Consider the following 24,534-nt stretch of genomic DNA (forward strand, 5'->3'; position numbering starts at 1 on the left):
GCCGGGGAGTGGACCATGGCATACTATTCGCTTGAAGGGCAAACTGTTCGATGACTGAAGTGAACAGCCAGTGTGGAGGGCGTCCGTGACGAAAGACCAGTACGGTGTTTGGACGCCCAGCGCGAACGACATCGAATCCGCGAAGGTCACCGAACTGGGCAGGCTGCTGGGCGTATCGGATTACGATGCGCTCTATCGTCTGTCGATCGACGAGCCCGAGCGGTATTGGAGGACGGTGACCGACTATTGCGGCATCGTCTGGCAACGTCCCTACGACCGGCTGGTCGATCTCAGCGATGGGATGGAATTCCCGCGTTGGTTCGTCGGCGGCGAACTGAACTGGGTCGATTCGATTCTGGCCCGTGCCGCCGATCCCGACCTGCGCGATCGTCCGGCCATCGTTGCCGAACACGAGGACGGCACCGTCGGCAGCATTCCCTACAGGGAATTGCCGGAAGCGGTCGGCCGCTTCGCCGGCGGGCTTGCGGAGCTGGGCATCGGACGCGGCGACCGTGTCGGCCTGCTGATGGAAACCGGCATCGAGAGCATCGTCTCCCTGCTGGCGCTCTCCCATATCGGCGCCATCGCCGTGCCGCTGTTCAGCGGCTTCGGCGTCGACGCGATCGTGGCACGGCTTGCCTCCTGCTCGGCGACGGCGCTGCTCGGCACCACGGGCTTCCACCGGCGCGGCCGCTGGATCGGCGTCCTGGCGCATCTGCGCGAGGCGGCGGCGAACCTCCCGGATCTGAGCAGCATCATCGTCAAGCGTCAATCGGCGGACGAGGAGCTGCCCGCGGGGTGGCATGACTGGAACGTCGTATCGGCGTCGGGGGTGGCGCACGCCGCGAAAGCGTCGGCGCGCATGTCGCCCGACGATCCCTTCATGATCATCTACACCTCCGGCACCACGGGAAAGCCCAAGGGAGCCGTTCACACCCACGGCGGCTTCCCGGTCAGGATCGCCCACGATGCCGCGGTCCACTTCAATGTCGGCCGGGGGGACGTGTTCTGCTGGCCGGCGGACATGGGCTGGATCGCCGGCGCGCTGGTCGCCACGACGGCGCTGATGCGGGGAGCGATGCTGGTCTGCTATGACGGCGCCCCCGACTTTCCGGACTGGTCGCGCATGTCGCGGCTGATCGAACGGCATCGCATCACCCATTACGGATCCGCGCCGACCCTGATCCGCGGACTGGCCGCCAATGCGGCGGTGTCGATGCGGGGCGACCTGTCGAGCGTGCGGCTGCTGATCACCGCCGGCGAGGGCATCGACCCCGAACATTTCCAGTGGTACCAGCAGAATTTCGGCCATGGGGCGGCACCGGTCATCAACTATACCGGCGGCACCGAGGTGTCGGGAGCCCTGCTGTCCAGCGTCGTGGTCAAGCCGATCGTGCCGTCGGGCTTCAACACCGCCTCGCCGGGAATCGTGGTGGACGTGGTCGACGATGCCGGGCGCAGCCTGACCGGCCAGATCGGCGAACTGGCGGTCCTCGGCCCCTTCATCGGCATGACCAAGGCCTTCTGGCAGGACCGCGAACGCTATCTCGACAGCTACTGGCGGACCATTCCCGGCATGTGGATCCACGGCGATCTGGTGATCCGTGACAGCGAAGGCAATCATTTCCTGCGCGGACGCTCGGACGACACCTTGAAGGTCGCCGGCAAGCGGCTGGGGCCGGCGGAGGTGGAGGACGTGCTGCTGGAATTGCCGGACATCGCGGAGGCTGCGGCCATCGGGGTGGACGATGCCGTCAAGGGGCAGAAGCTGGTGGTCTTCGTGGTTCCCGCAACGGGCGGCGCGCGCGACGCCGCCGCGCTGTCGGTGGCGGCCGGGAAGCACATCGAACTGCGGCTCGGCAAGCCCTTCCGGCCGGAGAAGGTCCATGTGGTGAGCCAAATCCCCAAGACGCGCACCAGCAAGAGCATGCGGCGCGTGATCCGAAACATCTACCAGAACCGCCCGCCGGGCGACCTGACCGCCCTCAGCAACCCCGATGCGCTCGACGAGATCAGGGCGGCAATTGGCCAATAGGTGGCGGCAGCAAGGAGGGGAAAATGGATCTGGAGTTGAAGGGCAAAAAAATCCTGATCACCGGCGCATCGCAGGGCATCGGCGAGGGGCTGGCCCACGCGTTCGCCGCCGAAGGCTGCTCGCTGCATCTGGTGGCGCGATCCGCCGACAAGCTCGACGCGCTGGCTCAGGCGATCCGCGCCGAGCACGACGTCGCTGTCGCCGTGCAGGCGCTAGACCTGACCGAACCGGGGGCCATCGACCGCCTCGTCGGGGTCTGCGGCGTCGTGGACGTGCTGGTCAACAATGCCGGCGCCATTCCGGGCGGCGACCTTTGGGAGGTCGACGCGGAGCACTGGCGCGCCGGATGGGAGCTGAAGGTCTTCGGCTATATCGATCTGACGCGGGCGATGTACCGGCTGATGAAGGCGAACGGCAGCGGCGTGATCCTGAACAACATCGGGAACGGCGGCGAAGTCTTCGATTTCAACTACATCGCCGGAAGCACGGGCAATGCCAGCCTGATGGCCTTCACCCGCGCGCTCGGCGGGCGCAGCCTGGACGACAACATCCGGGTGGTCGGCGTCAATCCGGGGCCGGTGGCGACCGCCCGTATCGAGGGTCTTCTGAGGAAGCGCGCCAAGGCCCTCCATGGCGACGAGGAGGGCTATCTGCAGTTGGCGCGGGCCTATCCGCTGGGCCGGCCGGCCCATGTGGCGGAGGTCGCCAGCCTCTTCGTCTTCCTGGCCTCGCCGCGATCGGGCTACACGTCGGGCGCGATCTTCACCGTCGATGGCGGCATCGCCTCGCGGCGTTCCATAACGTGAAAGACATTGGACATGAGCGACCTCTATGCCAACTACGAGCGGATCCGGTTCGACCGTCCGGCGGACGGCGTCCTGCGCCTGACGCTGAACCGGCCGGAGCGGATGAACGCGCTGGACGCCATCGGTCATCGCGAGCTGACCGACGTCTGGCGCGACATCGACCGCGACCCCAGCGTCAGCGCCGTCATCCTGTGCGGCGAGGGGCGGGCCTTCTCCGCCGGGGGCGATTTCGAGATGATCGACGAGATGATCGGCGACTTCGACGCGCGCTGCCGGGTCTGGAAGGAAGCCAAGGACCTCGTCTACAACATCCTCAACTGCTCCAAGCCGATCGTCTCCGCCATTCAGGGGCCGGCCGTCGGTGCGGGCCTGGTGGCGGCCCTGCTGTCGGACATCCCGATAGCGGCCAAGGACGCCAAGATCGTCGACGGGCACACCCGCCTGGGCGTCGCCGCCGGCGACCATGCCGTGATCCTGTGGCCTCTTCTGTGCGGCTTGGCGAAGGCCAAGTATTACCTGATGCTGTGTGAACCGCTGACCGGGCAGAAGGCCGAGGAGATCGGGCTGGTCGCGCTCTGCGTCGAGGAAGCGGAGCTTCAGGAAACCGCATTGAAGACCGCGATCCGCTTGGCCGAGGGGGCGCCGAGCGCCATCCGCTGGACCAAATACGCCCTGAACAACTGGCTCCGCATGGCCGGACCGATCTTCGACACCTCGACCGCCTTGGAAATACTGGGGTTCAGCGGCCCCGACGTGCGGGAGGGCGTGGCGTCCCTGCGCGAGAAGCGCCCGCCGTCCTTCGGGAAATCCTGTTCCGTCTGATCGGCCGCATCGCCCGGACGCCGCCTCCAGCCCGGTGGCGTCCGGGCTGCCCGGCATACGGAGCGGTCCGCCGATAATGGAAGGGTCGATTTTAAAATATAGAAGCGGCCTATATCTGCCACGGTCGCAAGAATCGAAGTCTTCTATTCCAATAATCCCGGTGAGATAATCGCTCACACAGCTTGGCCGACCGGCTGACCGGCGTCGCTCCCATGAATCGGGGCGCCGTCGCCGGGATCGGGCCCGGCCACACGCACCGAAAACACATGCGGCGGCACGCAGGGAATTCCCGCGCCAAGGGAAGATCCCGGCGCGGCTCCGCCGCCTGCGGGAACAGCGGATCGCCAATGATCGATGCCGAAAAGCTACTGAAGACAGAAATTCCGGAAATCCGCCAGAGCGTGAGCAAGCGGGACGCGATCCTCTACGCGCTCTCCGTCGGGTTCGGGCAGGAACCGCTGGACGAGCGGCAGCTCGACTTCGTCGATCACCACCGCGATCTGGTGGCGGTCCCCTCCATGGCGGTGGTGCTGGGCCATCCCGGATTCTGGCTCGGCCGCGACGACCGCGGGGTCGATCCCAAATCGGTCCTTCACGGGGAACAGCAAATCGAACTGTTGCGCCCGCTGCCCGTGGACGGGCAGGTGATCGGACGGACGCGCATCACCGGCCTGATCGACAAGGGGGCCGGCGGGGCCGCTCTTCTGCTGACCGAAAAGCGGATCGTCGATGCCACAACCGACGATCTTCTCGCGGTGACGCGCAGCACGATTTTCCTGCGCGGCGGCGGCGGCTTCGGCGGGCCGTCTGGGCCGCTTCCGCCGGTGCACGCCGTTCCCGAGCGGGCGCCCGACATGGTGATCGACATCGCCACCCGGCCCGAGCAGGCCTTGCTCTACCGGTTGAACGGCGACGACAACAGTCTGCATGCCGATCCCGCGGTGGCGCTGCACGCAGGCTTCCCGCGGCCGATCCTGCACGGGCTGTGCAGCTTCGGCATTGCCTGCCACGCCCTGCTCCGGGCGCTGGCGGACTACCGGCCGGACCGGTTGCGGCGGATGTCCCTCCGGTTCTCCGCACCGGTCTTTCCCGGCGAAACCTTACGCACCGAGATTTGGCGTGACGGATCGTTCCGGGCGCGGGTGGTCGAACGCGACGCGGTGGTGCTCAACAACGGGTTCGTCGAATTCACGTAGTCGCGGTTCGCTGCCGGCGCGGATGATTGCAATTGAAGGGTACGGGGCTATGAGTATCGATGCGGACCGGTTGGAAAACATTCGCATGATCCGTGACAGCGCGCAGGCGATCGCCAAGCGCGGCGACTTGCGGCGTGCCCGCGACTGGCGCGACCGGTCGCCCGGCTTCGACCGGGCGGTCTGGCGTTCGATGGGCGATCTCGGATGGATCGGGTTGCGGGTCGAAGAGGCGGATGGCGGCTCCGGCCTTGGCATGCTGGAATTCTGCGCGCTGGTCGAGGAGCTGGGCGCCACGCTGACGCCGGAGCCGCTGATCGCCGCCGTCGCCGCCGTCCGCCTGCTCGGCCGCAACGCCGGCAGCGACCGGCTGTCGGGCGGCCGCATCGTGCTGCTCGCCTGGCAGGAGCGCACCGGCAGCCTCGACCCTACCGGTGGAGCGAGCTTCGCCGGCGGACGGCTTTCCGGCTGCAAGCGCTTCATTCCGTCCGCCGACGGGGTGGACGAGTTCCTGGTGACGACGGAAAGCGGCCTGGTCCTGGTGCCGCGCGACGCCGCCGGCCTGACCGTCGAGCGGTCCCTGGGGCAGGATGGCGGGCATCTGGCGACCCTGCATTTCGACGGCGTGCAGGGAGAACTCCTGCCGGGCGACGCCGGCCGGGTGCTGGACGAGGCTGCGCTCGCCACCGCGGCATATCTGCTGGGCGTAATCGAGGGGGCGCTGGCGCTGACCGTCGACTATCTGAAGACGCGCCGCCAGTTCGACGCGCCGATCGGCAGCTTCCAGGCTCTGCAGCATCGTGTGGTCGACCTGACGCTCCAAGCGGCGCTGACCCGCGCCAGCGTCGAGAGTGCCGCGGCCTGCCTCGACGGCGGGGCCGTCGGTGCGGAGGCGCAGGCGGCGGTGTCGCGGGCGAAGGCCCGCGCTTCGGACGCGGCGATGCTGGTGACCCGGCAGGCGATCCAGCTGCATGGCGGGATCGGCTACACCGACGAGTGCGACGTCGGCCTTTATCTGCGCAAGGCGATGGTGCTGGCGCCCGCCTATGGCGGCGCTGCCCTGCACCGGCGCCGCTACGCCGCGCTCCAGTCCCCGATGGACGAAGTGGTGGACGAGCCGTGAAACCGGCGACCCCAGACGAGAGGCGAACACAGACCATGACGATCCCGACGCAACCGCCGGATTTCGACGCGCTGGGCGACGAGGCGTTCCGCGCCGCCGTCCGGACCTTCCTGGCCGGCCACCATCCCCGCCACTTGCGCAACCCGGCCAAGCGGCTGCACTGGGACGAGGCCCGGGACTGGTACCTGATCCTCGCCAGCCATGGCTGGCTGGCGCCCAGCTGGCCGCGGCGTTACGGCGGCATGGGCCTTTCGGCCTCCAAGCAGCTGATCTACGTCGATGAGTTCGAGCGTTTCGGGGCGGCCCGGCTGCCCGACCACGGGATCATCCTGCTCGGCCCCCTGCTGATCCGACACGGCAGCGAGGAACAGAAATCCCATTTCCTCCCGAAGATCCTCTCGGGCGAGCATATCTGGTGCCAGGGCTACAGCGAACCCAACGCCGGTTCCGACCTCGCCTCGCTACGGACCGAGGCGGTGCTCGACGGTGAGGAATGGGTGATCAACGGCCAGAAGACCTGGACGACGCTGGCCCAGGACGCCAACTGGATCTTCCTGCTGGTCCGTACGGCCAAGGGGGGCAAGAAGCAGGAGGGGATCAGCTTCCTGCTGGCGCCGATGGACAGCCCCGGCATCACGGTGCGCCCGATCCTGAACATCCACCGTCATGACGAGTTCTGCGAGGTCTTCTTCGACAATGTCCGGGTACCGAAGGGCAATCTGGTCGGGGAGATCAACCGCGGCTGGTCGATGGCGAAGGCTCTGCTGGGGTTCGAGCGCATCTTCCTCGGCTCGCCACGCCAGTCGGCCCACGCGCTGGCGCGGCTGAAGCATCTGGCGCGGCATCTCGGCGTCTGGGACGATCCGGTCTTCTGCGACCGCTATACGCAGCTGGCGCTCGATCTGGCCGATCACAACGCGCTGTTCGAGACCTTCGCCGACCGGCTGCGCCGCGGCGAAAGCCTGGGACCCGACGTGTCGCTCCTGAAGATCCACCAGAGCGAACTGTTCCAGCGCATCACCGACACCATGATGGAGATCGCGGCGGAGCATGCCGGCCTGCTCGACCCGATCGACGGCGACCGCGACCTGGATCCGGCCGGCCTGTTCCTCACCGCCCGCGCGGCGACCATCTACGGCGGCTCGTCGGAGGTGCAGCGGAACATCCTGGCGAAGAGCGTGCTGGGCTTGCCCTCCTAGATTCAAACCCGAGGATTCGACGAATGCTACTTGAAGGAAAGGCCGTCATCGTCACCGGTGCCGGTGGCGGGATCGGCCGCGACATCGCCATCGCGATGGCTGCCGCCGGCGCTGCGGTGGTGATCAACGACGTGGGGGCGTCGCTCGGCGGCGCCGGCCTGTCGGCGACGCCGGCCGAGGAAACCAGGGCCATCATCGAGCGGGCAGGCGGCCGCGCCTGCGTCAGCACCGACAGCGTCGGCGAATGGGCCAGCGCGCAGAAGATCGTGCAGGCGGCGCTGGACCATTTCGGCCGCATCGACGCGGTGGTCAACAATGCCGGCATCCTGCGCGACGCCATGTTCCACAAGCTGTCGCCGGAAGACTGGCTGTCCGTCATCGCCGTCCACCTGAACGGCAGCTTCTTTGTCAGCCGGGCCGCCGCCGACCATTTCCGCGCACAGGAAAAGGGCGCCTACGTCCACATGACCAGCACGTCCGGGCTGATCGGCAATCTGGGGCAGTCGAACTACTCCGCGGCCAAGCTCGGCGTCGCCGCCCTGTCCAAGTCGATCGCGCTGGACATGAAGCGCTACAACGTGCGCTCCAACTGCATCGCCCCCTTCGCCTGGAGCCGGATGACCAGCGGCATCCCCGCCGAGACACCCGAGCAGAAGGCCCGCGTCGAAAAGCTGATGCGGATGACGCCGGCCAAGAACGCGCCGCTCGCCGTCTATCTGGCGTCCGACGCCGCCCAGGACGTCACCGGGCAGATCTTCGCGGCGCGCAACAACGAGATCGTCCTGATGAGCCAGAGCCGGCCGCTGCGCACGATCCACCGCGGCGAGGGCTGGACGCCCGACACCATCGTCGAGCACGGCATGGCGGCGCTGAAGCCGTCCTTCGTGCCGCTCGACCGCAGCGCCGATGTGTTCAGCTGGGATCCCGTCTGATCCCGCCACCGGAGTGATCGATGATGAGACGAGCAGCCTTTGTCAGCCCGGTCCGCACACCGGTCGGCACGTTCGGCGGCAGCCTTCAGCCGGTGCCGGTCGAGGAACTCGGCGCGGTGGCGGTCAGGGCCGTGCTGGAACGCACGGGCATCGACCCGGCGCTGATCGAGGACGTGGTCTTCGCCCAATCCTATGCCAACAGCGAGACGCCCTGTGTCGGGCGTTGGATCGCCCTGCATGCCGGGCTGCCCATCGAGGTTCCGGGGATGCAGCTGGACCGCCGCTGCGGCGGTGGTCTGCAGGCGCTGATCACCGCCGCCATGATGGTCGAGACCGGGGCCTGCGACGTCGTGCTGGCCGGCGGCGTCGAGAGCATGAGCAACATCGAATACTATACGACCGGCATGCGCTGGGGTGCCCGGTCCGGAAACGCCGCTCTCTACGACCGGCTCGACCGCGGGCGGGAGCGGTCGCAGCCCGAGCACCGCTTTGGTCCCATCTCCGGCATGATCGAGACGGCCGAAAACCTCGCCCGCATCCATGGGATCGCGCGGGATGAGGCCGACGCCTTCGCCGCCGAGAGCCATCGGCGTGCCGCCGCCGCCTGGGAGGCCGGGCGTTTCGATGAGGAGGTCGTCCCCGTCACGGTTCCCCGCCGCAAGCAGGAGCCGGTGGTGGTCAGCCGTGACGAGGGCATCCGTCCAGCAACAAGTCCGGAAAGCCTTGCGCGCCTGAGCCCCCTGACCAAGGGCGGCACCGTGACCGCCGGCAATGCCAGCCAGCAGAACGACGCCGCCGCGGCCTGCCTCGTGGTCGCCGAGGACAGGCTGGAGGCGCTGGGACTGTCGCCGATGGGCTTTCTCTCCGGCTGGGCGGCAGCGGGTTGCGATCCGGCGACCATGGGCTTCGGCCCGGTCCCGGCGGTGAAGCGGCTGTTCGGCAAGACCGGGCTGTCCTTCGCCGACATCGATCTGGTGGAGCTGAACGAGGCCTTTGCAGCACAGGTGCTGGCGGTGCTCAAGGGGTGGGACTGGGACGACCGCTCCCGCCTCAACGTGAACGGCTCGGGCATCTCGCTCGGTCATCCGATCGGGGCGACCGGAGTGCGGATGATGACCACGCTGCTGCACGAGCTGCGCCGCCGCAAGGGACGTTACGGGCTGGAAACCATGTGCATCGGCGGCGGGCAGGGTCTTGCCGCCCTGTTCGAGGCGGCCTGAAGCGGTGCCGCGCGAAATCACCCTCGACGCGCTGGACTTCACCGAGTTCGTGCGTCCCGGCGATCTGGTCGCCTGGGGGCAGGCGGCGGCGGAGCCGCTGCCGCTGACCGCCGCCTTGATGACCCAGCGCCATCGCATCGGCGGCTTCCGCGCCTTCCTGGGGATCACGCTGACCGGGACGGCCGATCCGGCGCATGCCGATGCCGTCACCTTCTCCAGCTATTGCGGCACCGGGGAGAACCGGCGGCTGGCCGCCGCCGGGTTGCTCGACCCGCTGCCCTGCCATTACTCGGACATGGCGGCCAGGCTTCCCGGAGCGGTCGACGTTCTGCTGGTGCAGGTGGCGGAAGGGCCGCATGGGTTCAGCCTCAGCCTCGCGCACGAGTATCTGGTGCCGCTGGTCGCCGCGGCCCGTCTGGTCATCGCCGAAGTGAACGGGCGGGCTCCCTGGACCGGGGGGGACGGGGTCCTGCCGGCCGACGCCATCGACGTGATGGTGCGGACCGCGCGGCCGGTGGTGGAGTTGCCGGCAGCTGATGCCGGTCCCGTGGACCGGGCGATCGCCCGGCGGGTCGCCGCCCTGATCGAAGATGGTTCGACCTTGCAGATGGGGCTGGGTGGCGTGCCTAAAGCGATCCTGGGCGACCTCGCCGATCGGCGCGACCTGGGGATCCACTCCGGCGTGATCGGCGACGAGGTGGTCGACCTGATCGAGCGGGGCGTCGTGACGAACGCCCGCAAGACGGTCGATCGCGGGGTGTCGGTGGCCGGAATGCTGATGGGCAGCCGGCGTCTGTACCAGTTCGCCGACCGAAATCCGGCGGTGTCGCTGCGGGCCACCGCCTACACGCACGATACCGGCGTTCTGGAGAGCATCGATCGCTTCGTCGCGATCAACTCCGCGATCGAGGTGGATCTGACCGGCCAGATCAATGCCGAAACGGTCAGGGGGGTCCATGTCGGTGCGGTCGGCGGTGCGGTCGATTTCCTGCGCGGTGCCCACCGCTCGCGCGGTGGACTGCCCATCATCGCCCTGCCGGCGACCGCCGGCGGCGGAGATCGGACGGTCAGCCGCATCGTCGGCCACCTCTCCGGCCCGGTCAGCACGGCCCGCTCCGATGCCGGCATCATCGTGACGGAGCATGGCCTGGCCGATCTGCGCGGCCTCACCCTGTCGCAGCGGGTGAAGCGGATGATCGACGTCGCGGCCCCACCGTTCCGCGAGGGGCTGGAACGCGAAGCCCGTCAGCTTGGGCTGGCGCGCTGAAGCTTGATTTCCGGCAGGAGGCATCATGGACTTGCGGTTGGCCGGGAAGGTCGCCGTCGTGAACGGCGCCAGCCAGGGCATCGGCTATGCCATCGCGCGCATGCTGGCCGGTGAAGGGATGAAACTGGCGATCAGCGCCCGTAAGGAGGCGGCGCTGGCGGACGCGGCGGACCGCATCCGCAGCCAGACCGGCGCCGAGGTGCTTCCCATCACCGCCGATATCCGCAGCGCCGAGGATTGCGAGCGCATCGTCACGCAATCCCTCGCCCATTACGGGGGAGCGGACGTGTTGGTCAACAACGACGGCGCGCCACCGGTCGGCGAGCTGCTCGGCTTCGACGATGCCCGATGGGCGATGGCGGTCGAGCAGAATTTGATGAGCGTCGTCCGCCTGACCCGCGGCTTCGTCCCGTCGATGCGGCGGCGCGGCGGCGGCAGTGTGGTCAACATCACCGCCATATCGGCCATCCAGCCGATCGCCAGCTATGGGCTGTCCGTCGCGACCTGGGCGGGGGTGATCGGCTACGCCAAAACCGCGTCGATCGAACTTGGCGCCGACAACATCCGCATCAACACCGTTTGCCCAGGGCCGGTGCATACCGGGCGCCTCGAAAAGGCGTCCGCGAAGATCGGAAGCAGCCTGGAGGATCTGAGGGCGGCCTTGGGTCGGGAGATTCCGCTTGGCCGTGTCGGCGAACCGGAAGAGGTCGCCGACGTGGTGGCGTTCCTGGCCTCGCCGCGCAGTTCCTACGTCACCGGCGCGACGCTGCAGGTCGATGGCGGCATGCTGAAGGGGATCCGCTGAGGCGGCGGACTCCCCGGTGATCCCTGTTCAGCCGCGCAGAAAGCCGCTGGCCGGATCGATCCAGTCCTGCCGGGGCGGGTTGAAGATGTCGTATTCGAGCGTGTCCTCCAGGGCCTCGACGCTGTGGGGCAGGCCGGAAGGGATCACCACGATCCCACCGGCGCCGACGACGATCTCCTGTTCCCCCTCATCGCCGAACGCGAATTTCAAGGCGCCGGAGATGACGTGGGTGAACTGTTCGTTCGGGTGGGAATGGCGGGGCACCGTGTCGCCCTTGCGGAACTTCACCTCGCCGACCATCACGGTCTCGCTCGTAACGAAGCGCCGGGTGATCGATCCACGCAGATGTTCCGACGGCAGGTCGGACCAGATGTAGTGTGTCGCCTGTTTGGCCATTTTCCCTCATTCCCGATAAATCGTTTGTCGACTTCAAAACATTCTCCCGACGAACGGCGTGACCACAACGGAAGAAATTCGGGCCATAGTAAAATCCTATGAGAGGAATAGTTTAAAACTGGCGTATTACCGCTGGAAATACATTGTCGGTGAATACACTGTTTCCCGGATATTTGCAGGCGCCCGATGATCGGCGGCCGGTAGGCGCACGGCCTGCCGGACCGACACGGTGCGTCCTGCCAGCACCAATTCAAATCAGGGAGAGGGACCATGAAGGGAAGCGTCAGGCTGGCTCTGGCCGTCGGCGGCATGATCACCTTGGCGGCCGGGACCGGCCGGGCGGCGGACGAGGTGGTCAAGCTCGGCCTCTCGGTGCCGCTGTCCGGTACCGCGGCCGTCTGGGGCAAGGCGGCGGACTGGCTCTGCAAGCGGGCGGCGCAGGACGTCGCCGCAGCGGGAGGGGTCAAGGTCGCCGGCAAGACCTATTCTTTCGAATGCATCTCCTACGACAACAAATACAACGCCGCCGACGGGGCGAAGGTGGCGCAGACGCTGCTGAACCGCGACGGGGTGCGCTTCATCGCGCTGAGCATCGGAACCGCGCCGGTGCGGGCGTTGCAGTCGCTGTCGGAACGGAATGGCGCCCTGCTGTTCACGGTTGCCTGGGGCGCCAGCATCAAGGGTCCGAACTTCCCGCTGACCTTCACCCAGATGAACACGCCGTACGAACTGTTCGGACCGCTTCTGGGCTATGTGAAGAACGAGAATCCCGGTATCAGGACGGTGGTGCTGCTCAATCCCAACGACGCGACGGGGCAGGACTCCGAACCGGTCAACCGCAAGGTCTGGGAGTCGCTGGGCGTCAAGGTGGTGTCGAGCGATTGGTACGAGCGCGGAACCACCGAGTTCCAGCCGATCGCCGCCAAGATCGCCGGCATGAAGCCGGATGCGGTCGACCTCGGAACCTCGCCCCCCGGCGAGAGCGGCTCGATCCTCAGGGAGCTGAAGGTGCTGGGCTGGGACGGCGTGAAGGTCGAAGGCACAGGATCGGGCACCGACGGCATCGTCCAGACCGGCGGCGAGGCAGCCAACGGCGTCTATGTCGGTGCCGCCATTCCCTTCGACGGGCCGTTCGCGACAGAAAGACAGAAGGCGATCAACGAGGAGGCCCGCGCGACGTTCGGCGAGAACCTGAACGCCATCGAGATCGGCGCCTACAACGCCGTGATGGCGCTCAAGGCCGGCATGGAAAAGGCGCAGAGCGTCGATCCGCGCAAGGTCGCGGCGGCCCTGCCCGAGGTGGTGTTCGATTCCTTCTACGGGCCGGCCGCCTATGGTGGGAAGGCGGATTACGGGTCGGCGCAGCAGATGCTCATCCCCGTGATCGTCAGCCAGATTCAGGGCGGAAAGCTGGTGGAGCGGCAACGGATCCTGCCCGACGAGCTGAAGGCCCGCATCGGACAGTGACGGCCGGCGGCGGACGATGCCGCCGCGTGCCAAACGGGGATTTCCAATGTCCATCAGAACCAGGATCATGGGCGGCTTCCTCGGCCTGCTGCTGTTGACGGCAGCCGTCGCAGCCGCCGGCTGGCAGGGTCTGGAGGCCTTCGCGCGGCATGTCGCCGGCGCCCAGGCGGCGCAGCAGCTGGCGATGGATGCCGCCGCCATGGTCGCTGCCGGCGACAGGGCGGGGCGGGGTACGACGCCGGGCAATGACGTGGACAAAGACTTGGGCAAGGACGCAGAGCGGCTGATCCGGCAGGTGCTCGCGGACATCGCCCTGGTCGGCCGGCTGTCGGAGATCGCCACCGGCGAGCAGGCGGTGCTCGAGGCGCCGGTCGGGGTCTTCAGGGCCGCCTTCGAGGAGCAGACCGCGCAGCAGGGCGCCATCCGGGAGATCAGCCGCTCCCTGACCGAGGTGACCGGGGGATTGCAGGCGGTGGCGACCGCCATCGCCGACGCCCAGGCCAAGGAGGTGTCGGCGGCGCGGACCGCCTTCGCCCAGGTGAAGCAGCGTCAGGCGAAGGCCGCGGTGGTTGATCAACTGATGAGCGCGCTCGGCCAGAACCTCGCGGAACTTCAAGGCGCGCAGGCCGTCTGGACGGGATCGGTCGATCCGGCCGATGCGGAGCGGCTGCGCTGGGTTCTAGACGGGACCGGGGGTGCGGTGACGGCCCTGCGGGCAAGGTTGGGCGACGGCGCGGCGGCGGCGCTGGCCGCCGCGCTGGACGCCTACACGGGGGCGCTCGATGCCGCGCTCCGCGCTGCCGACGGGCGGGGGCTCGACGGAGCGCTGGCGCTGGTGCGGGACCGCATGGGCCTGCTGAGGACTGCGGTTCTGGAGGAGCGCAATACCGTGAACGACCAGATGGAGGAGGCGCAGGATCGGCTGACCAAGGCCACCGATCTCCGCGATGCCGCGCTCACCACGATCGGGCTCAGCAACCGTGCGCAAGCCGAGGGTCTGGCGCTGGTCGCCAGCGGAACCGACAGCGCCGATCTCGACGAATCGACCGGGCTGCTGCTGGGGATCACCGAGGAGATCTATTTCCGCGTCGCCGACCCGGACATCCGTCGGAATTTGGGCAGGCTTCGCAACGACATCGGGCAGCTCCGCGCCGGCGCCGGGAAGATCGTCGCCGCCAAATCGGAGCAGCGGCGCCTGACCGCCAGCCTGTATGCCAGTGCCGGAGAGGTCACCGCGCAGGCCGAGCGGCTGCGCCGCCTCGGGCTCGACCGGATGGAGCAGGGGCGGCGGGAAGCCGGCTGGCTGATCGCGGCGGGGGTGTTGTTCGCCCTGGTGATCGGGAGCGGCCTCGCCTGGGGGATCGGGCGGGGGATCACCGGTCCGCTGGCCGGGATCGTCACCGCCATGCGCCGTCTGGCCCGCGGCGAGATGATCGACAGCGTGCCGGGCCACGACAGGCGGGACGAACTGCGCACCGTGGCGGAGGCGCTCGACGTCTTCCGGGCCAACATCCTGGAGATGGATCGCCTGAAGCGGGAGCAGGACGGCATCCGGGAGCAGGCGGGGATGGCGCGGCGCGCGGCGATGGAAACGCTCGCCGCGTCGTTCGACCGGAACGTCCATCGGGTGGTGGAGACGGTGGGCTCCTCCGCCCGGAGCTTGCAGGACACCGCGTCGCGCCTGTCCGCGACCACCGGTCAGGCATCCGGCGAGGCGTCGAGCGCCGCGGACGCGGCCTCCGGCGTCACGAGCGACGTCCAGACCGTCGCTGCGGCGACGGAGGAGCTGTCGGCCTCGATCGGCGAGATCGGCCAGCAGATGGACAGCTCGGTCCGGATCACGGCGGAAGCCACCGCTGCAGCCAGGGAGTCGACCCGCAAGATGGCCGCGCTGTCGCAGGCCGCGTCGGAGATCGAAGCCATCGTGCAGTTGATCCACGGCATCGCCGAACAGACGAACCTGCTGGCGCTGAACGCCACCATCGAAGCGGCCCGGGCTGGAGAAGCGGGACGCGGTTTCGCCGTGGTCGCGGGGGAGGTCAAGCAGCTCGCCAGCCAGACCTCGCGGGCGACGGAGAGCATCACGGGCCGGATCCTGTCGGTGCAGAGGGCGTCGCAGGACTCGGCCCAGGCCATCCAGGCCATCACCGACATCATCGGCCGGATCGACGCGGTCACCGAAGGGGTGTCGGACGCCGTGGAAAAGCAGGGCATCGCGATCCGCGAGATCGCAACCGGAATGCAGCGGGTGGCCGGGAGGACGGGCGATGCCTCCAAGAGCATCGGCGGGGTCTCGGCCGCCATGGCGAGCACCGACGGGATTGCCGGACACGTTCTGGCTGCCGCGACGGCGCTGGCCGGCGAAGCGGATTCCCTGCGGGTGCAGGTGGACGGCTTCCTCAAGCAGGTGGCGTCGGCCTGACGGCGCCGCGCCCGGCCGCCGGTGGCGGCTTCCTCACCTGCAACCCGTATCCGGCATAGGCCGGTCCTATGGCTGGGCCGGCAGTCCGACTGGGGCCTAGGTCGCCCGACCGCCGGGTGTTATTCTTCCAAACCAGTTGGGCCTTAAGGGCCTGCGCATCCCAAAAAGTTCGTTGGTAAAACGGAATGTATGCGCTTCGCTGCGGGATCGTGCGATCTCCTGGAAGCCCGCTCAAGACGTCATGCCCGCGGAAAAGATCAGCCGCCGCGCCGTCCTTCGATCGACGGCGCGATCCGCATCCGCGCGGGCCGCTTCCACCGAACCGGACCGCCGGCTTCCGGCAATAATTCATGAGACAGGGTGGAGACATGCAAAATACAGGAACGGTCGCCCATCTCCCGGTCCTCAAGCCGGGATTCACGACATGACCCTCAACCTGATCATCGAGCAGGTGCTGAACGGATGTCAGCTCGGCGTGATGCTCTTCATGATGTCGGCCGGGCTCACGCTGGTGTTCGGCATCATGAACCTGATCAATCTGGCGCACGGCTCGCTCTACATGATCGGCGCCTACGTGGCGGCGAGCGTGCTGGCAGCGACGGGAAGCTTCCTGCTGGCCGTGCTGGTCGCGGTGCCGGCCGCCGCCGCGGTCGGCTATGCGGTCGACCGCATCCTGCTGAGGCACTTCTATCGCCGTAGCCATCTGGACCAGACGCTGGCGACCTTCGGGCTGATCCTGGCGGCGAACGAGCTGGTCCGCATGATCTGGGGGGCGACGCCCCTGGCCATGCCGTTGCCCGGCCTGCTGGCGGGATCGGTGCCGCTGCTCCCCGACCTGCAATATCCGGTGTTCCGGCTGGTGGTCCTGGTGGTCGGGCTGGTCATGGCCGGAGTCCTCTATGTGCTGGTGACGCACACCCGCGGCGGCATGTGGGTCCGCGCCGGAGCCAGCGACCGGACCATGGCGGCGGCGCTCGGCATCGACGTCTCGCGCGTCTTCTCCGTGGTGTTCGTCGCCGGCGCGGCCCTGGCCGGCCTGGCCGGCGTCATGGCCGGACCGATCCTCGCGGTCCAGGTCGGCATGGGAGAGCCGATCCTGATCCTGGCGCTGGTGGTCGTCGTGGTCGGCGGCCTGGGGTCGATCCGCGGCGCCTTCGTCGCGGCTCTGCTCATCGGCCTGGGCGACACCTTCGGCCGGGTGCTGCTGCACCCCGCCCTGGGGTCCATGGCGATCTACGTCATCATGGCGGCCCTGCTCGCCCTGCGACCGGGAGGTCTGTTTCCGAGCCATGCTTGACAATCCTCAACAAACGACCTTTCGACGGTCAGCATCCTTGTCCGGCCTGGAACCGCTACGCCGTCTGGCGCCGGTCATCATCCTGGTCGGCCTTCTGGCCCTCGTGCCGGTGCTGGCCGAGGGGCTGGACCAGCCGTTCCTGATACGCGTGTTCACCCGCATGGTGGTGTTCGCCATCGCCGCCGTCTCGCTGAACATCGTCCTGGGCGTCGCCGGGCTGGTCAGCCTGATGCATGCCGCCCTGTTCGGGCTCGGCGGCTACACCGTGGCGATCCTGGCGGAGCACGGCACGACCGAGCTGCTGGTCCTGGTGCCGGCGGCGGTCCTGGGAAGCGGGCTGGCCGCCGCGGCCTTCGGGCTGATCGCCCTGCGGACGGCCGGCGCCTACTTCATCATGATCACGCTCGCCTTCAACCAGATGTTCTTCTACTTCTTCGTCGCGCTGGAACGGTACGGCGGCGAGGAGGGGCTTCAGGTCTCCACATCGCTCGACGTCGCCGGCATGGCGCTCGGCGGGCGGACCGCGATCTTCTACCTGTGCCTGGCGGTGCTGCTCGCCGTGCTGGTGGCGGGGACGCGGCTCGTCGACAGCCGCTTCGGCATGGTGATCCGCGCCGCCGCCGGCAACGACCGGCGCGTGTCCTCGGTCGGCATCGCGCCGCTGAGCTATCGTCTGGCGGTCTTCGTCATCGCCGGGGCGATCGCCGGACTGGCGGGAGCCCTGCTGGTCGTGTCGCAGACCTTCATCAGCCCGGCCGAGATGTCCTGGGTGCGATCCGGCGATCTGATCGTCATGGTCGTGCTCGGCGGCATGGCGACGGTCTGGGGCCCGGCCCTGGGGGCCGTGGTGTTCCTGCTGCTGGAACTCGTCCTGTCGGCGCTGACCATCCATTGGCAGCTTCCCTTCGGCATCATCATCATCCTGCTGGTCCTGTTCCTGCGCGACGGTCTCGCCAACCTGATCGGCGCCCTGCGCAGCGGCGACGGAGGGCGCGGCCATGACTGAGTCCATTCTGCAGGTCGTCGGGCTGGGCAAGCGGTTCGGCGGGCTGCAAGTGACCCGCGACCTGTCGCTCGACATCCGCCGGCACGAAACGCATGCCCTGATCGGTCCGAACGGAGCAGGCAAGACGACCTTCATCAACCAGCTGCACGGCGGCATCCTGCCCGACGCCGGCACCATCCGGTTCGACGGGGTGGAAATCACGCGGGAACCGGTGCATCGCCGGGCCTTGCTGGGGGTTGCACGGTCGTTCCAGATCACCTCGATCGTCGCCGGCTTCACCGCGCTGCAGAACGTGGCGCTGGCGATCCAGGCACGGCAGGGGCACAGCTTCCGTTTCTGGAAGCGGGCCGACGACGACCGCCGGCTGCAGGAACCGGCGATGGAGTGCCTGCGGCTGGTCAACCTGGGCGGCCGGGCGCATAGCATGGCGGCCCACCTGTCGCACGGCGACCGCCGCCAGCTGGAGATCGCGATCGCGCTCGCGATGGAGCCGAAGCTGCTCCTGCTCGACGAGCCGATGGCCGGCATGGGACGTGACGAGAGCCAGCGGCTGGTGCAGCTGCTGAAATCGCTCAAGGGCCGCTACACCATCGTCATGGTGGAGCACGACATGGACGCGGTGTTCTCCCTGGCCGACCGGGTGAGCGTTCTGGTGCGCGGCAGCGTGATCGCCACCGGCACGCCGGCCGAGATCGGCGCCGACCCGGCGGTCCAGGCCGCCTATCTCGGTCATCAGCATTAAGGGGGCGGCATGCTTCTCGAATTGTCGAACGTCCAGGCCGGCTACGGCGCCGTCCGCATCCTGCACGGCCTCTCCCTCCGGCTGGCGAAGGGGGAGGCGATCGCGCTCGTCGGCCGCAACGGGATGGGAAAGACGACCACGATCAATACGATCATGGGCATTTGCCCGCCGCGCGGCGGGACCATCGCCTTCGACGGGGCGCGGATCGATGCGATGCCGGCCCACCGGATCGCCCGGCGCGGTGTCGGTCTGGTTCCGGAGGGGCGCCGGATTTTTCCCAACCTGACCGTGCGGGAGAACCTGCTGATGGCGGCCCGTCCGGCGCCCATGCGGAACGCCGGGCGCAGCTGGTCCTACGACCGGGTGCTGGAGGTCTTCCCGCGCCTGCGCGAGCGGCTGGGGAATCCGGGCAACCTGCTGTCCGGCGGCGAGCAGCAGATGCTGGCGATCGGACGGGCGCTGGTCACCAATCCGTCGCTGCTGATCCTCGACGAGGCGACGGAGGGGCTGGCCCCGCTGATCCGCGAGGAAATATGGGCCAACCTCGCCATGCTCCGCTCCGACGGCATGTCGATGATCGTCGTCGACAAGGAGATCGAGGCGGTCTGCAAGGTGGTCGACCGGCAGTACATCATCGAAAAAGGGGCCGTGGCATGGGAGGGCAGGGGATCGGCCCTGCTGGAGGACGAGGCCCTGCGCAACCGCTATCTGAGCGTCGGCGAAGCCGCGGCCTGACGCATGTCGGAGCGGCCGTGCGGCCCCCGTGGCTTATCGGCTATGTCCGGGATAGCCGCTTCCTATGGGGCCGGAGCGGCCGGGCTCCGGCTCTTCCTTCGGTACGGCGAAAATGGAATGCTACCCTCCGCGACCCTTGCCCGGCAGGCCATACGCAACCGGCCTTGCGCAGCGGCGCACATCGCTTTCCGGAGACCAGCAGCATGAACACTCCGCGCCGTCCCATCGACCTGACCGCGCTCGACCTGTCCGAAGGCTGGGAACCGCTGAAGGGCTACCCGGCCGCCTTGCAGGTGAAACTCCTCTCCGACGACCTGGACGAGACGTCGAAAACCGGTGCGCGCACCCGGATCGTCCGCTTCGCACCGGGATTCGCCACGTCCGCCACCCTGGTGCACGACTACTGGGAAGAGGTCTACCTCCTGGAGGGAGACATGCAGTTCGAGGATGGCACCGGCCCATCCGGCATCCAGGCACCTGCCTATTCCTGCCGGCCGCCGGGCACGCCGCATGGCCCCTACGGCTCCCGTCGGGGGTGCCTGATGCTCGAATGGCAATATTACCGGAAATAGCAGGGCGGCGGGACATGCAGGACCTGGCCCGAGTTCTTCGAGGATTTCAAATGTCCAGCCTTTTCGACCCGATCACCCTTCGCGGCGTCACGTTGCGCAACCGCATCGGCGTTTCGCCGATGTGCCAGTACAGCTCCGTCGATGGGGAGGTGAACGACTGGCACCTCGTCCATCTCGGCTCCCGCGCGGCCGGCGGCGCCGGACTGGTGCTGACGGAGGGAACCGCGGTGCTGCCGGAGGGACGCATCACCCCGTCCGACCTGGGACTCTGGCGTGACGGGCATGTGGAAGGACATGCCCGCATCGTCCGCTTCCTGAAAAGCCAGGGCGCGGCGGCCGGGATCCAGCTCGCCCATGCCGGACGCAAGGCCGCCCGGCTCCCGCCCTGGGAACTCGACCCGCGCGAACAGCAGGGCCGCCCCCTTACGGAGGAGGAGGGAGCATGGCCGCTGGACGGCGCCAGCCCGCTGGCGTTCGACGACGGCTATGCCGCCCCGCGCGAGATGACCGGCGAAGAGATCCGGCGGACAGTGGAGGCTTTCGCCGCCGCGGCCCGGAGGGCAGACGCGGCCGGCTACGACTGGCTGGAGGTTCATGCGGCCCACGGCTATCTGCTTCACTCGTTCAATTCGCCGCTGTCCAACCGGCGCGGGGACGAGTATGGCGGCACTCTGGAAAACCGCTGCCGCATCACCCGCGAGGTGGCGCAGGCGGTCCGCTCCGTCTGGCCGGCCGGCAAGGTGCTGTCCTTCCGGCTGTCCCACACCGACTGGACCGATGGCGGATGGAGCACCGGGGACACGGTGCAGCTTGCCCGCTGGCTCAAGGAGGATGGGGTCGATCTGATCGACGTGTCGTCCGGGGGGAACGTACCGCGCCCCACCATTCCCTTCGGTCCTGGTTACCAGGTTCCGGGTGCCGAGGCGGTCCGTAGCGGCGCCGGAATTCCGGTGGCGGCCGTCGGGATGATCCTGGAGCCCTCCCAGGCCGAGGGCATCATCCGGGAGGGGCAGGCCGATCTGGTCTATCTCGGCCGCGAAATGCTTCGGGATCCCTATTGGCCGTTGCGTGCGGCGGTGGCGCTCGACCGGACCGGGGAAGCCCGCGTACCGGTCCAATACAACACGGCCTGGATGCGGCTGGGCACCTTTGCGCTGGAGCCGCTGTCCGTTCCACGGATTTCATCGAAAAGATGAAGGCTGGGATCGCGCCCCTCTTCGGCACGCGCCTTCGACATTGTCCTCAGTTTCCCGCGCTCTGCGCTTTCTTCCTCCTGGCGGAGTGCGGGACTTGAGCCGGGCGTGCATCGCCCGGCTCCCTTTCCAAACCATCGCATTTTGCGGGATGCGGCGACTTCGGCGCGCGGCGAAACGCAGTCAGAACCTCCCGCCGCACCGCGCGTTCCCCGCGAAGCGCGGCGCTCGGTCGGGGTGATGCGAACACTCTCCCCTCTTTTTCGAGGCCCGCTGCGCCTCCTCAATGGAAATGCACATGAGTGGACGCGAGAGCTTGGAATTCGACGTGCTTGTCGTGGGCGCGGGTCCGTCCGGCCTGTCCGCGGCCATCCGTCTGAAGCAACTGGCGCAGGAAAGCGGAAAGGAGCTCTCGGTCTGCGTCATCGAAAAGGGTTCGGAGGTGGGAGCGCACCTGCTCTCCGGCGCGGTGTTCGAGACACATGCGCTCGACGAACTGATCCCGGACTGGCGCGACAAGGGCGCCCCGCTCGATACCCCGGCCAAGGAGGACCGCTTCCTCTTCCTCACCGAGGCCAAGGCGTTCCGCCTGCCGACCCCCCCGCAGATGCACAACACCGGCAATTTCATCATTTCGCTGGGCGATCTCGGCCGCTGGCTCGGCCAGCAGGCGGAGCAGCTGGGCGTCGAGATCTATGCCGGCTTCGCCGGTGCGGAAGTGCTCCATGATCCACAGGGCGTGGTGAAGGGCGTCGCCACCGGCGACATGGGCATTGGCAGGGATGGGAGGCCCACCGGCAACCACACCCCTGGCGTCGAGCTGCATGCCAGGCAGACCATCTTCGCCGAGGGGTGCCGCGGCAGCCTGACCAAGACGCTGATGGCGCGCTTCAACCTGCGCGACGGCGTCGATCCGCAAACCTACGGCCTCGGCATCAAGGAGCTGTGGGAAATCGACCCAGCCAAATCGAATCCGGGCCTGATCAAACACAGCATCGGCTGGCCGTTGACCCCCGACACCTACGGCGGTTCGTTCCTGTACCACCTGTCGGACAATCTGGTGTCGGTCGGTTTCGTGGTGGGGCTGGACTATGCCAACCCGCATCTGAGCCCATTCGAAGAGTTTCAGCGCTACAAGACGCACCCGGCCATCCGTCCGACCTTCGAAGGCGGCCGGCGTCTGGCCTACGGCGCCCGCGCACTGAGCGAGGGCGGCTTCCAGTCGATCCCGAAGCTGACCGTTCCCGGCGGCCTGATCGTCGGCGACGGCGCCGGCTTCCTGAACGTGCCGAAGATCAAGGGCAACCACACCGCCATGAAGTCGGGCATGGTCGCGGCCGAGGCGGTGTTCGACCACCTGACCGGCGGCGGCGACGGGCGCGAGGTGACGGAATACCAGGCGCGCCTCAGGAAATCCTGGGTGTGGGACGAGCTGTACCGGGTGCGCAACATCCGGCCCGGCTTTCGGAAGGGCCTGTGGGCCGGCCTCGCCAACGCGGCCTACGAGACGGTCGTCGGCGGCAGGTCGCCGTGGACGCTGCACCACAGGCACCCGGACCACGCGACGCTGAAGAAGGCCGGCGACGCGCAGCCGATCGCCTATCCCAAGCCGGATGGCACGGTGAGCTTCGACCGGCTGTCCTCGGTGTACCTGTCGAACACCAACCACGAGGAAGACCAGCCGCCGCACCTGACGCTGAAGGACGCGGAGACGCCGATCCGCATCAATCTGGCGCTCTACGACGCGCCGGAGACCCGCTACTGCCCGGCCGGGGTGTACGAGATCGTCCGCAGCGGGGACGGCGGCGATCCGCGCCTGCGGATCAACGCTCAGAACTGCGTCCACTGCAAGACCTGCGACATCAAGGATCCCACCCAGAACATCGACTGGGTGACCCCCGAGGGCGGTGGCGGACCGAACTATCCGGGACTGTAGGGCCATGCCTCGGAGTGACGCGGAGGCACGGCTTGAAACGACGGTCCTCCCCGCCTTCAGGGGTAACCGGCCGCATTGCGTTTCCGCCACGCCGCCATAGTGGGACCCTATGACCTGCATAGATGACATCCCATTTGACGGATATCGTCCAAGCGCCGTTTAATTCCCCGAACATCAACCCGCAACGCTAATGGAATTGAAATGGACGCGGATTCCTTTCCCGAAATCAGAGAGTCTGTCCGCCGTTTGTGCGCGGGTTTCCCTGGCGAATACTGGCGCAAGCTCGATGCGAGCCGCACTTACCCGACCGAATTCGTCCAGGCATTGACGCAGGCGGGCTTTCTCTCGGTGCTGATCCCCGAGGAATACGGCGGCTCCGGCCTCGGCCTCGGTGCGGCGACCGCGATCCTCGAGGAAATCCACCGCAGCGGTTGCAACGGCGGAGCCTGCCACGCCCAGATGTACACGATGGGCACCCTCCTGCGGCACGGCACGCCGACCCAGAAGCAGGCCTATCTGCCAGGAATTGCCGATGGGTCGCTCCGCCTCCAGGCGTTCGGAGTGACCGAACCGACGAGCGGCACCGACACCACCCGCATCCGCACCTTCGCCCAACGGGAGGGCGACAAATACATCGTCAACGGCCAGAAGGTCTGGATCTCGCGCGCCGAACATTCCGACCTGATGCTGTTGCTGGTGCGCACCACGCCTCGCGATCAGGCGGCCAAGCCCGCGGAGGGCATGAGTGTTCTTCTGGTCGATATGCGCCAGGCGGTCGGCAACGGGCTGACCATCCGGCCGATCCGCACCATGATCAATCACGCCACCACCGAACTGTTCTTCGACAACTTGGAGGTCCCTGCGGAGAATCTGATCGGTGAGGAGGGCAAGGGCTTCCGCTACATCCTCGACGGCATGAACGCGGAACGCATCCTGATCGCGTCGGAATGCATCGGTGACGCCCGTTTCTTCATCGACCGCGCCTCGACCTATGCCCGGGAGAGGGAGGTGTTCGGCCGCCCGATCGGCGCCAACCAGGGCGTCCAGTTTCCCATCGCACGCAATTACGTGGAGACGCAGGCCGCGGCGTTGATGGTCGACAGGGCCTCGTCCATGTTCGACGCCGGCATCCCATGCGGTACCGAAGCCAACATGGCGAAGATGCTGGCGTCCGAGGCCTCCTGGCATGCCGCCGATACGTGCCTGCAGACCCACGGCGGATTTGGCTTCGCGGAAGAGTACGACATCGAGCGCAAGTTCCGCGAAACGCGCCTCTATCAGATCGCGCCGATCTCCACCAACCTGATTCTGTCCCACGTCGGCACGCACGTGCTCCAAATGCCGAAGTCGTTCTGACCGGGACGCC

General features: G+C 67.8%; 22 protein-coding genes. 20 read left to right on the top strand and 2 right to left on the bottom strand.

Translation table 11 applies throughout. The features are described from left to right. The first annotated feature begins 85 nt into the window (after positions 1-85). The 10 genes from TSH64_RS04880 (at position 86) to TSH64_RS04925 (ending at position 11,402) form a co-directional block, all read left to right on the top strand. The gene (locus TSH64_RS04880) at positions 86-2,035 is read left to right on the top strand and encodes an AMP-binding protein (RefSeq protein WP_109095799.1); all 1,950 of its coding nucleotides are present in this window, start codon (positions 86-88) and stop codon (positions 2,033-2,035) included. 23 nt (positions 2,036-2,058) lie between these two features. Continuing rightward, positions 2,059-2,841 (top strand): SDR family oxidoreductase, encoded by a 783-nt coding sequence (locus TSH64_RS04885; RefSeq protein WP_109095800.1) that lies wholly within the window; start codon positions 2,059-2,061, stop codon positions 2,839-2,841. A 12-nt stretch (positions 2,842-2,853) separates the two neighbouring features. Beyond that, entirely contained in the window at positions 2,854-3,663 is an 810-nt protein-coding gene (locus TSH64_RS04890) for an enoyl-CoA hydratase/isomerase family protein (RefSeq protein ID WP_109095801.1), read from the top strand. Between the two features lie 347 nt (positions 3,664-4,010). Next, positions 4,011-4,859, top strand: coding sequence for a MaoC/PaaZ C-terminal domain-containing protein (locus TSH64_RS04895; RefSeq protein WP_109095802.1), 849 nt, complete (start codon positions 4,011-4,013; stop codon positions 4,857-4,859). 85 nt (positions 4,860-4,944) lie between these two features. Then, positions 4,945-5,979: an acyl-CoA dehydrogenase family protein gene (locus TSH64_RS04900; protein WP_247872759.1), complete on the top strand. Its 1,035-nt coding sequence runs from the start codon at positions 4,945-4,947 to the stop codon at positions 5,977-5,979. Positions 5,980-6,014: 35 nt separating this feature from the next. Then, a complete protein-coding gene (locus TSH64_RS04905) occupies positions 6,015-7,178 on the top strand; it encodes an acyl-CoA dehydrogenase family protein (RefSeq protein ID WP_109095803.1) in 1,164 nt (387 codons plus the stop codon). A 23-nt stretch (positions 7,179-7,201) separates the two neighbouring features. Then, a complete protein-coding gene (locus tag TSH64_RS04910; RefSeq protein WP_199237468.1) occupies positions 7,202-8,110 on the top strand; it encodes an SDR family NAD(P)-dependent oxidoreductase in 909 nt (302 codons plus the stop codon). Positions 8,111-8,130: 20 nt separating this feature from the next. Then, positions 8,131-9,330: an acetyl-CoA C-acetyltransferase gene (locus tag TSH64_RS04915; RefSeq protein WP_199237469.1), complete on the top strand. Its 1,200-nt coding sequence runs from the start codon at positions 8,131-8,133 to the stop codon at positions 9,328-9,330. 4 nt (positions 9,331-9,334) lie between these two features. Next, complete coding sequence (locus TSH64_RS04920) at positions 9,335-10,597, top strand: acetyl-CoA hydrolase/transferase C-terminal domain-containing protein (protein ID WP_247872760.1); 1,263 nt, start codon at positions 9,335-9,337, stop codon at positions 10,595-10,597. Positions 10,598-10,622: 25 nt separating this feature from the next. Next, a complete protein-coding gene (locus tag TSH64_RS04925; protein ID WP_109095805.1) occupies positions 10,623-11,402 on the top strand; it encodes an SDR family oxidoreductase in 780 nt (259 codons plus the stop codon). 27 nt (positions 11,403-11,429) lie between these two features. On the opposite strand, the gene TSH64_RS04930 is transcribed toward TSH64_RS04925, so the two are convergent. Then, a complete protein-coding gene (locus TSH64_RS04930; RefSeq protein WP_109095806.1) occupies positions 11,430-11,798 on the bottom strand; it encodes a cupin domain-containing protein in 369 nt (122 codons plus the stop codon). Between the two features lie 270 nt (positions 11,799-12,068). On the opposite strand from TSH64_RS04930, the gene TSH64_RS04935 reads away from it, so the two are divergent. Then, positions 12,069-13,265, top strand: a complete 1,197-nt coding sequence (locus TSH64_RS04935; RefSeq protein ID WP_109095807.1) for an ABC transporter substrate-binding protein — start codon at positions 12,069-12,071, stop codon at positions 13,263-13,265. Positions 13,266-13,311: 46 nt separating this feature from the next. After that, positions 13,312-15,687 carry a HAMP domain-containing methyl-accepting chemotaxis protein gene (locus TSH64_RS04940; protein WP_109095808.1) on the top strand — a complete coding sequence of 792 codons (2,376 nt, stop codon included), beginning with the start codon at positions 13,312-13,314 and terminating at the stop codon, positions 15,685-15,687. Positions 15,688-15,944: 257 nt separating this feature from the next. Here TSH64_RS04940 and TSH64_RS35590 read toward each other — a convergent pair whose 3' ends face one another. Beyond that, positions 15,945-16,082 carry a hypothetical protein gene (locus TSH64_RS35590; protein ID WP_158285343.1) on the bottom strand — a complete coding sequence of 46 codons (138 nt, stop codon included), beginning with the start codon at positions 16,080-16,082 and terminating at the stop codon, positions 15,945-15,947. A gap of 29 nt (positions 16,083-16,111) precedes the next feature. Here TSH64_RS35590 and TSH64_RS04945 point away from each other — a divergent pair, with 29 nt between their 5' ends. The 8 genes from TSH64_RS04945 to TSH64_RS04980 all read left to right on the top strand — a co-directional run bounded on the left by TSH64_RS04945 (position 16,112) and on the right by TSH64_RS04980 (position 24,524). Beyond that, the gene (locus TSH64_RS04945) at positions 16,112-16,984 is read left to right on the top strand and encodes a branched-chain amino acid ABC transporter permease (RefSeq protein WP_109095809.1); all 873 of its coding nucleotides are present in this window, start codon (positions 16,112-16,114) and stop codon (positions 16,982-16,984) included. A 37-nt stretch (positions 16,985-17,021) separates the two neighbouring features. Beyond that, positions 17,022-17,990 carry a branched-chain amino acid ABC transporter permease gene (locus tag TSH64_RS04950; protein ID WP_199237470.1) on the top strand — a complete coding sequence of 323 codons (969 nt, stop codon included), beginning with the start codon at positions 17,022-17,024 and terminating at the stop codon, positions 17,988-17,990. Then, positions 17,983-18,732: an ABC transporter ATP-binding protein gene (locus TSH64_RS04955; protein WP_109095811.1), complete on the top strand. Its 750-nt coding sequence runs from the start codon at positions 17,983-17,985 to the stop codon at positions 18,730-18,732. The genes TSH64_RS04950 and TSH64_RS04955 overlap by 8 nt, the downstream gene beginning before the upstream one ends. Positions 18,733-18,741: 9 nt before the next feature. Next, positions 18,742-19,467, top strand: coding sequence for an ABC transporter ATP-binding protein (locus tag TSH64_RS04960; RefSeq protein WP_109095812.1), 726 nt, complete (start codon positions 18,742-18,744; stop codon positions 19,465-19,467). 203 nt (positions 19,468-19,670) lie between these two features. Further along, entirely contained in the window at positions 19,671-20,039 is a 369-nt protein-coding gene (locus TSH64_RS04965; RefSeq protein WP_109095813.1) for a cupin domain-containing protein, read from the top strand. Positions 20,040-20,089: 50 nt separating this feature from the next. Further along, on the top strand, positions 20,090-21,235 hold the full coding sequence (locus tag TSH64_RS04970; RefSeq protein WP_109095814.1) for an NADH:flavin oxidoreductase/NADH oxidase: 1,146 nt from the start codon (positions 20,090-20,092) through the stop codon (positions 21,233-21,235). 295 nt (positions 21,236-21,530) lie between these two features. Next, positions 21,531-23,168: an electron transfer flavoprotein-ubiquinone oxidoreductase gene (locus tag TSH64_RS04975; protein WP_109095815.1), complete on the top strand. Its 1,638-nt coding sequence runs from the start codon at positions 21,531-21,533 to the stop codon at positions 23,166-23,168. 201 nt (positions 23,169-23,369) lie between these two features. Next, entirely contained in the window at positions 23,370-24,524 is a 1,155-nt protein-coding gene (locus TSH64_RS04980; protein ID WP_109095816.1) for an acyl-CoA dehydrogenase family protein, read from the top strand. Positions 24,525-24,534: the final 10 nt, after the last annotated feature.

Origin of the sequence: Azospirillum sp. TSH64 (assembly GCF_003116035.1) — a bacterium.
Classification (GTDB): Bacteria; Pseudomonadota; Alphaproteobacteria; order Azospirillales; family Azospirillaceae; genus Azospirillum.

Excerpts from the sequence above, each read along its gene's own strand:
- TSH64_RS04885 (WP_109095800.1), top strand. The coding sequence starts at position 2,059 with ATGGATCTGGAGTTGAAGGGCAAAAAAATCCTGATCACCGGCGCATCG.
- TSH64_RS04890 (WP_109095801.1), top strand. The coding sequence starts at position 2,854 with ATGAGCGACCTCTATGCCAACTACGAGCGGATCCGGTTCGACCGTCCG.
- TSH64_RS04895 (WP_109095802.1), top strand. The coding sequence starts at position 4,011 with ATGATCGATGCCGAAAAGCTACTGAAGACAGAAATTCCGGAAATCCGC.
- TSH64_RS04900 (WP_247872759.1), top strand. The coding sequence starts at position 4,945 with ATGATCCGTGACAGCGCGCAGGCGATCGCCAAGCGCGGCGACTTGCGG.
- TSH64_RS04905 (WP_109095803.1), top strand. The coding sequence starts at position 6,015 with ATGACGATCCCGACGCAACCGCCGGATTTCGACGCGCTGGGCGACGAG.
- TSH64_RS04910 (WP_199237468.1), top strand. The coding sequence starts at position 7,202 with ATGCTACTTGAAGGAAAGGCCGTCATCGTCACCGGTGCCGGTGGCGGG.
- TSH64_RS04915 (WP_199237469.1), top strand. The coding sequence starts at position 8,131 with ATGATGAGACGAGCAGCCTTTGTCAGCCCGGTCCGCACACCGGTCGGC.
- TSH64_RS04925 (WP_109095805.1), top strand. The coding sequence starts at position 10,623 with ATGGACTTGCGGTTGGCCGGGAAGGTCGCCGTCGTGAACGGCGCCAGC.
- TSH64_RS04930 (WP_109095806.1), bottom strand. The coding sequence starts at position 11,798 with ATGGCCAAACAGGCGACACACTACATCTGGTCCGACCTGCCGTCGGAA.
- TSH64_RS04935 (WP_109095807.1), top strand. The coding sequence starts at position 12,069 with ATGAAGGGAAGCGTCAGGCTGGCTCTGGCCGTCGGCGGCATGATCACC.
- TSH64_RS04940 (WP_109095808.1), top strand. The coding sequence starts at position 13,312 with ATGTCCATCAGAACCAGGATCATGGGCGGCTTCCTCGGCCTGCTGCTG.
- TSH64_RS35590 (WP_158285343.1), bottom strand. The coding sequence starts at position 16,082 with ATGGGCGACCGTTCCTGTATTTTGCATGTCTCCACCCTGTCTCATGAA.
- TSH64_RS04945 (WP_109095809.1), top strand. The coding sequence starts at position 16,112 with ATGACCCTCAACCTGATCATCGAGCAGGTGCTGAACGGATGTCAGCTC.
- TSH64_RS04955 (WP_109095811.1), top strand. The coding sequence starts at position 17,983 with ATGACTGAGTCCATTCTGCAGGTCGTCGGGCTGGGCAAGCGGTTCGGC.
- TSH64_RS04960 (WP_109095812.1), top strand. The coding sequence starts at position 18,742 with ATGCTTCTCGAATTGTCGAACGTCCAGGCCGGCTACGGCGCCGTCCGC.
- TSH64_RS04965 (WP_109095813.1), top strand. The coding sequence starts at position 19,671 with ATGAACACTCCGCGCCGTCCCATCGACCTGACCGCGCTCGACCTGTCC.
- TSH64_RS04970 (WP_109095814.1), top strand. The coding sequence starts at position 20,090 with ATGTCCAGCCTTTTCGACCCGATCACCCTTCGCGGCGTCACGTTGCGC.
- TSH64_RS04975 (WP_109095815.1), top strand. The coding sequence starts at position 21,531 with ATGAGTGGACGCGAGAGCTTGGAATTCGACGTGCTTGTCGTGGGCGCG.
- TSH64_RS04980 (WP_109095816.1), top strand. The coding sequence starts at position 23,370 with ATGGACGCGGATTCCTTTCCCGAAATCAGAGAGTCTGTCCGCCGTTTG.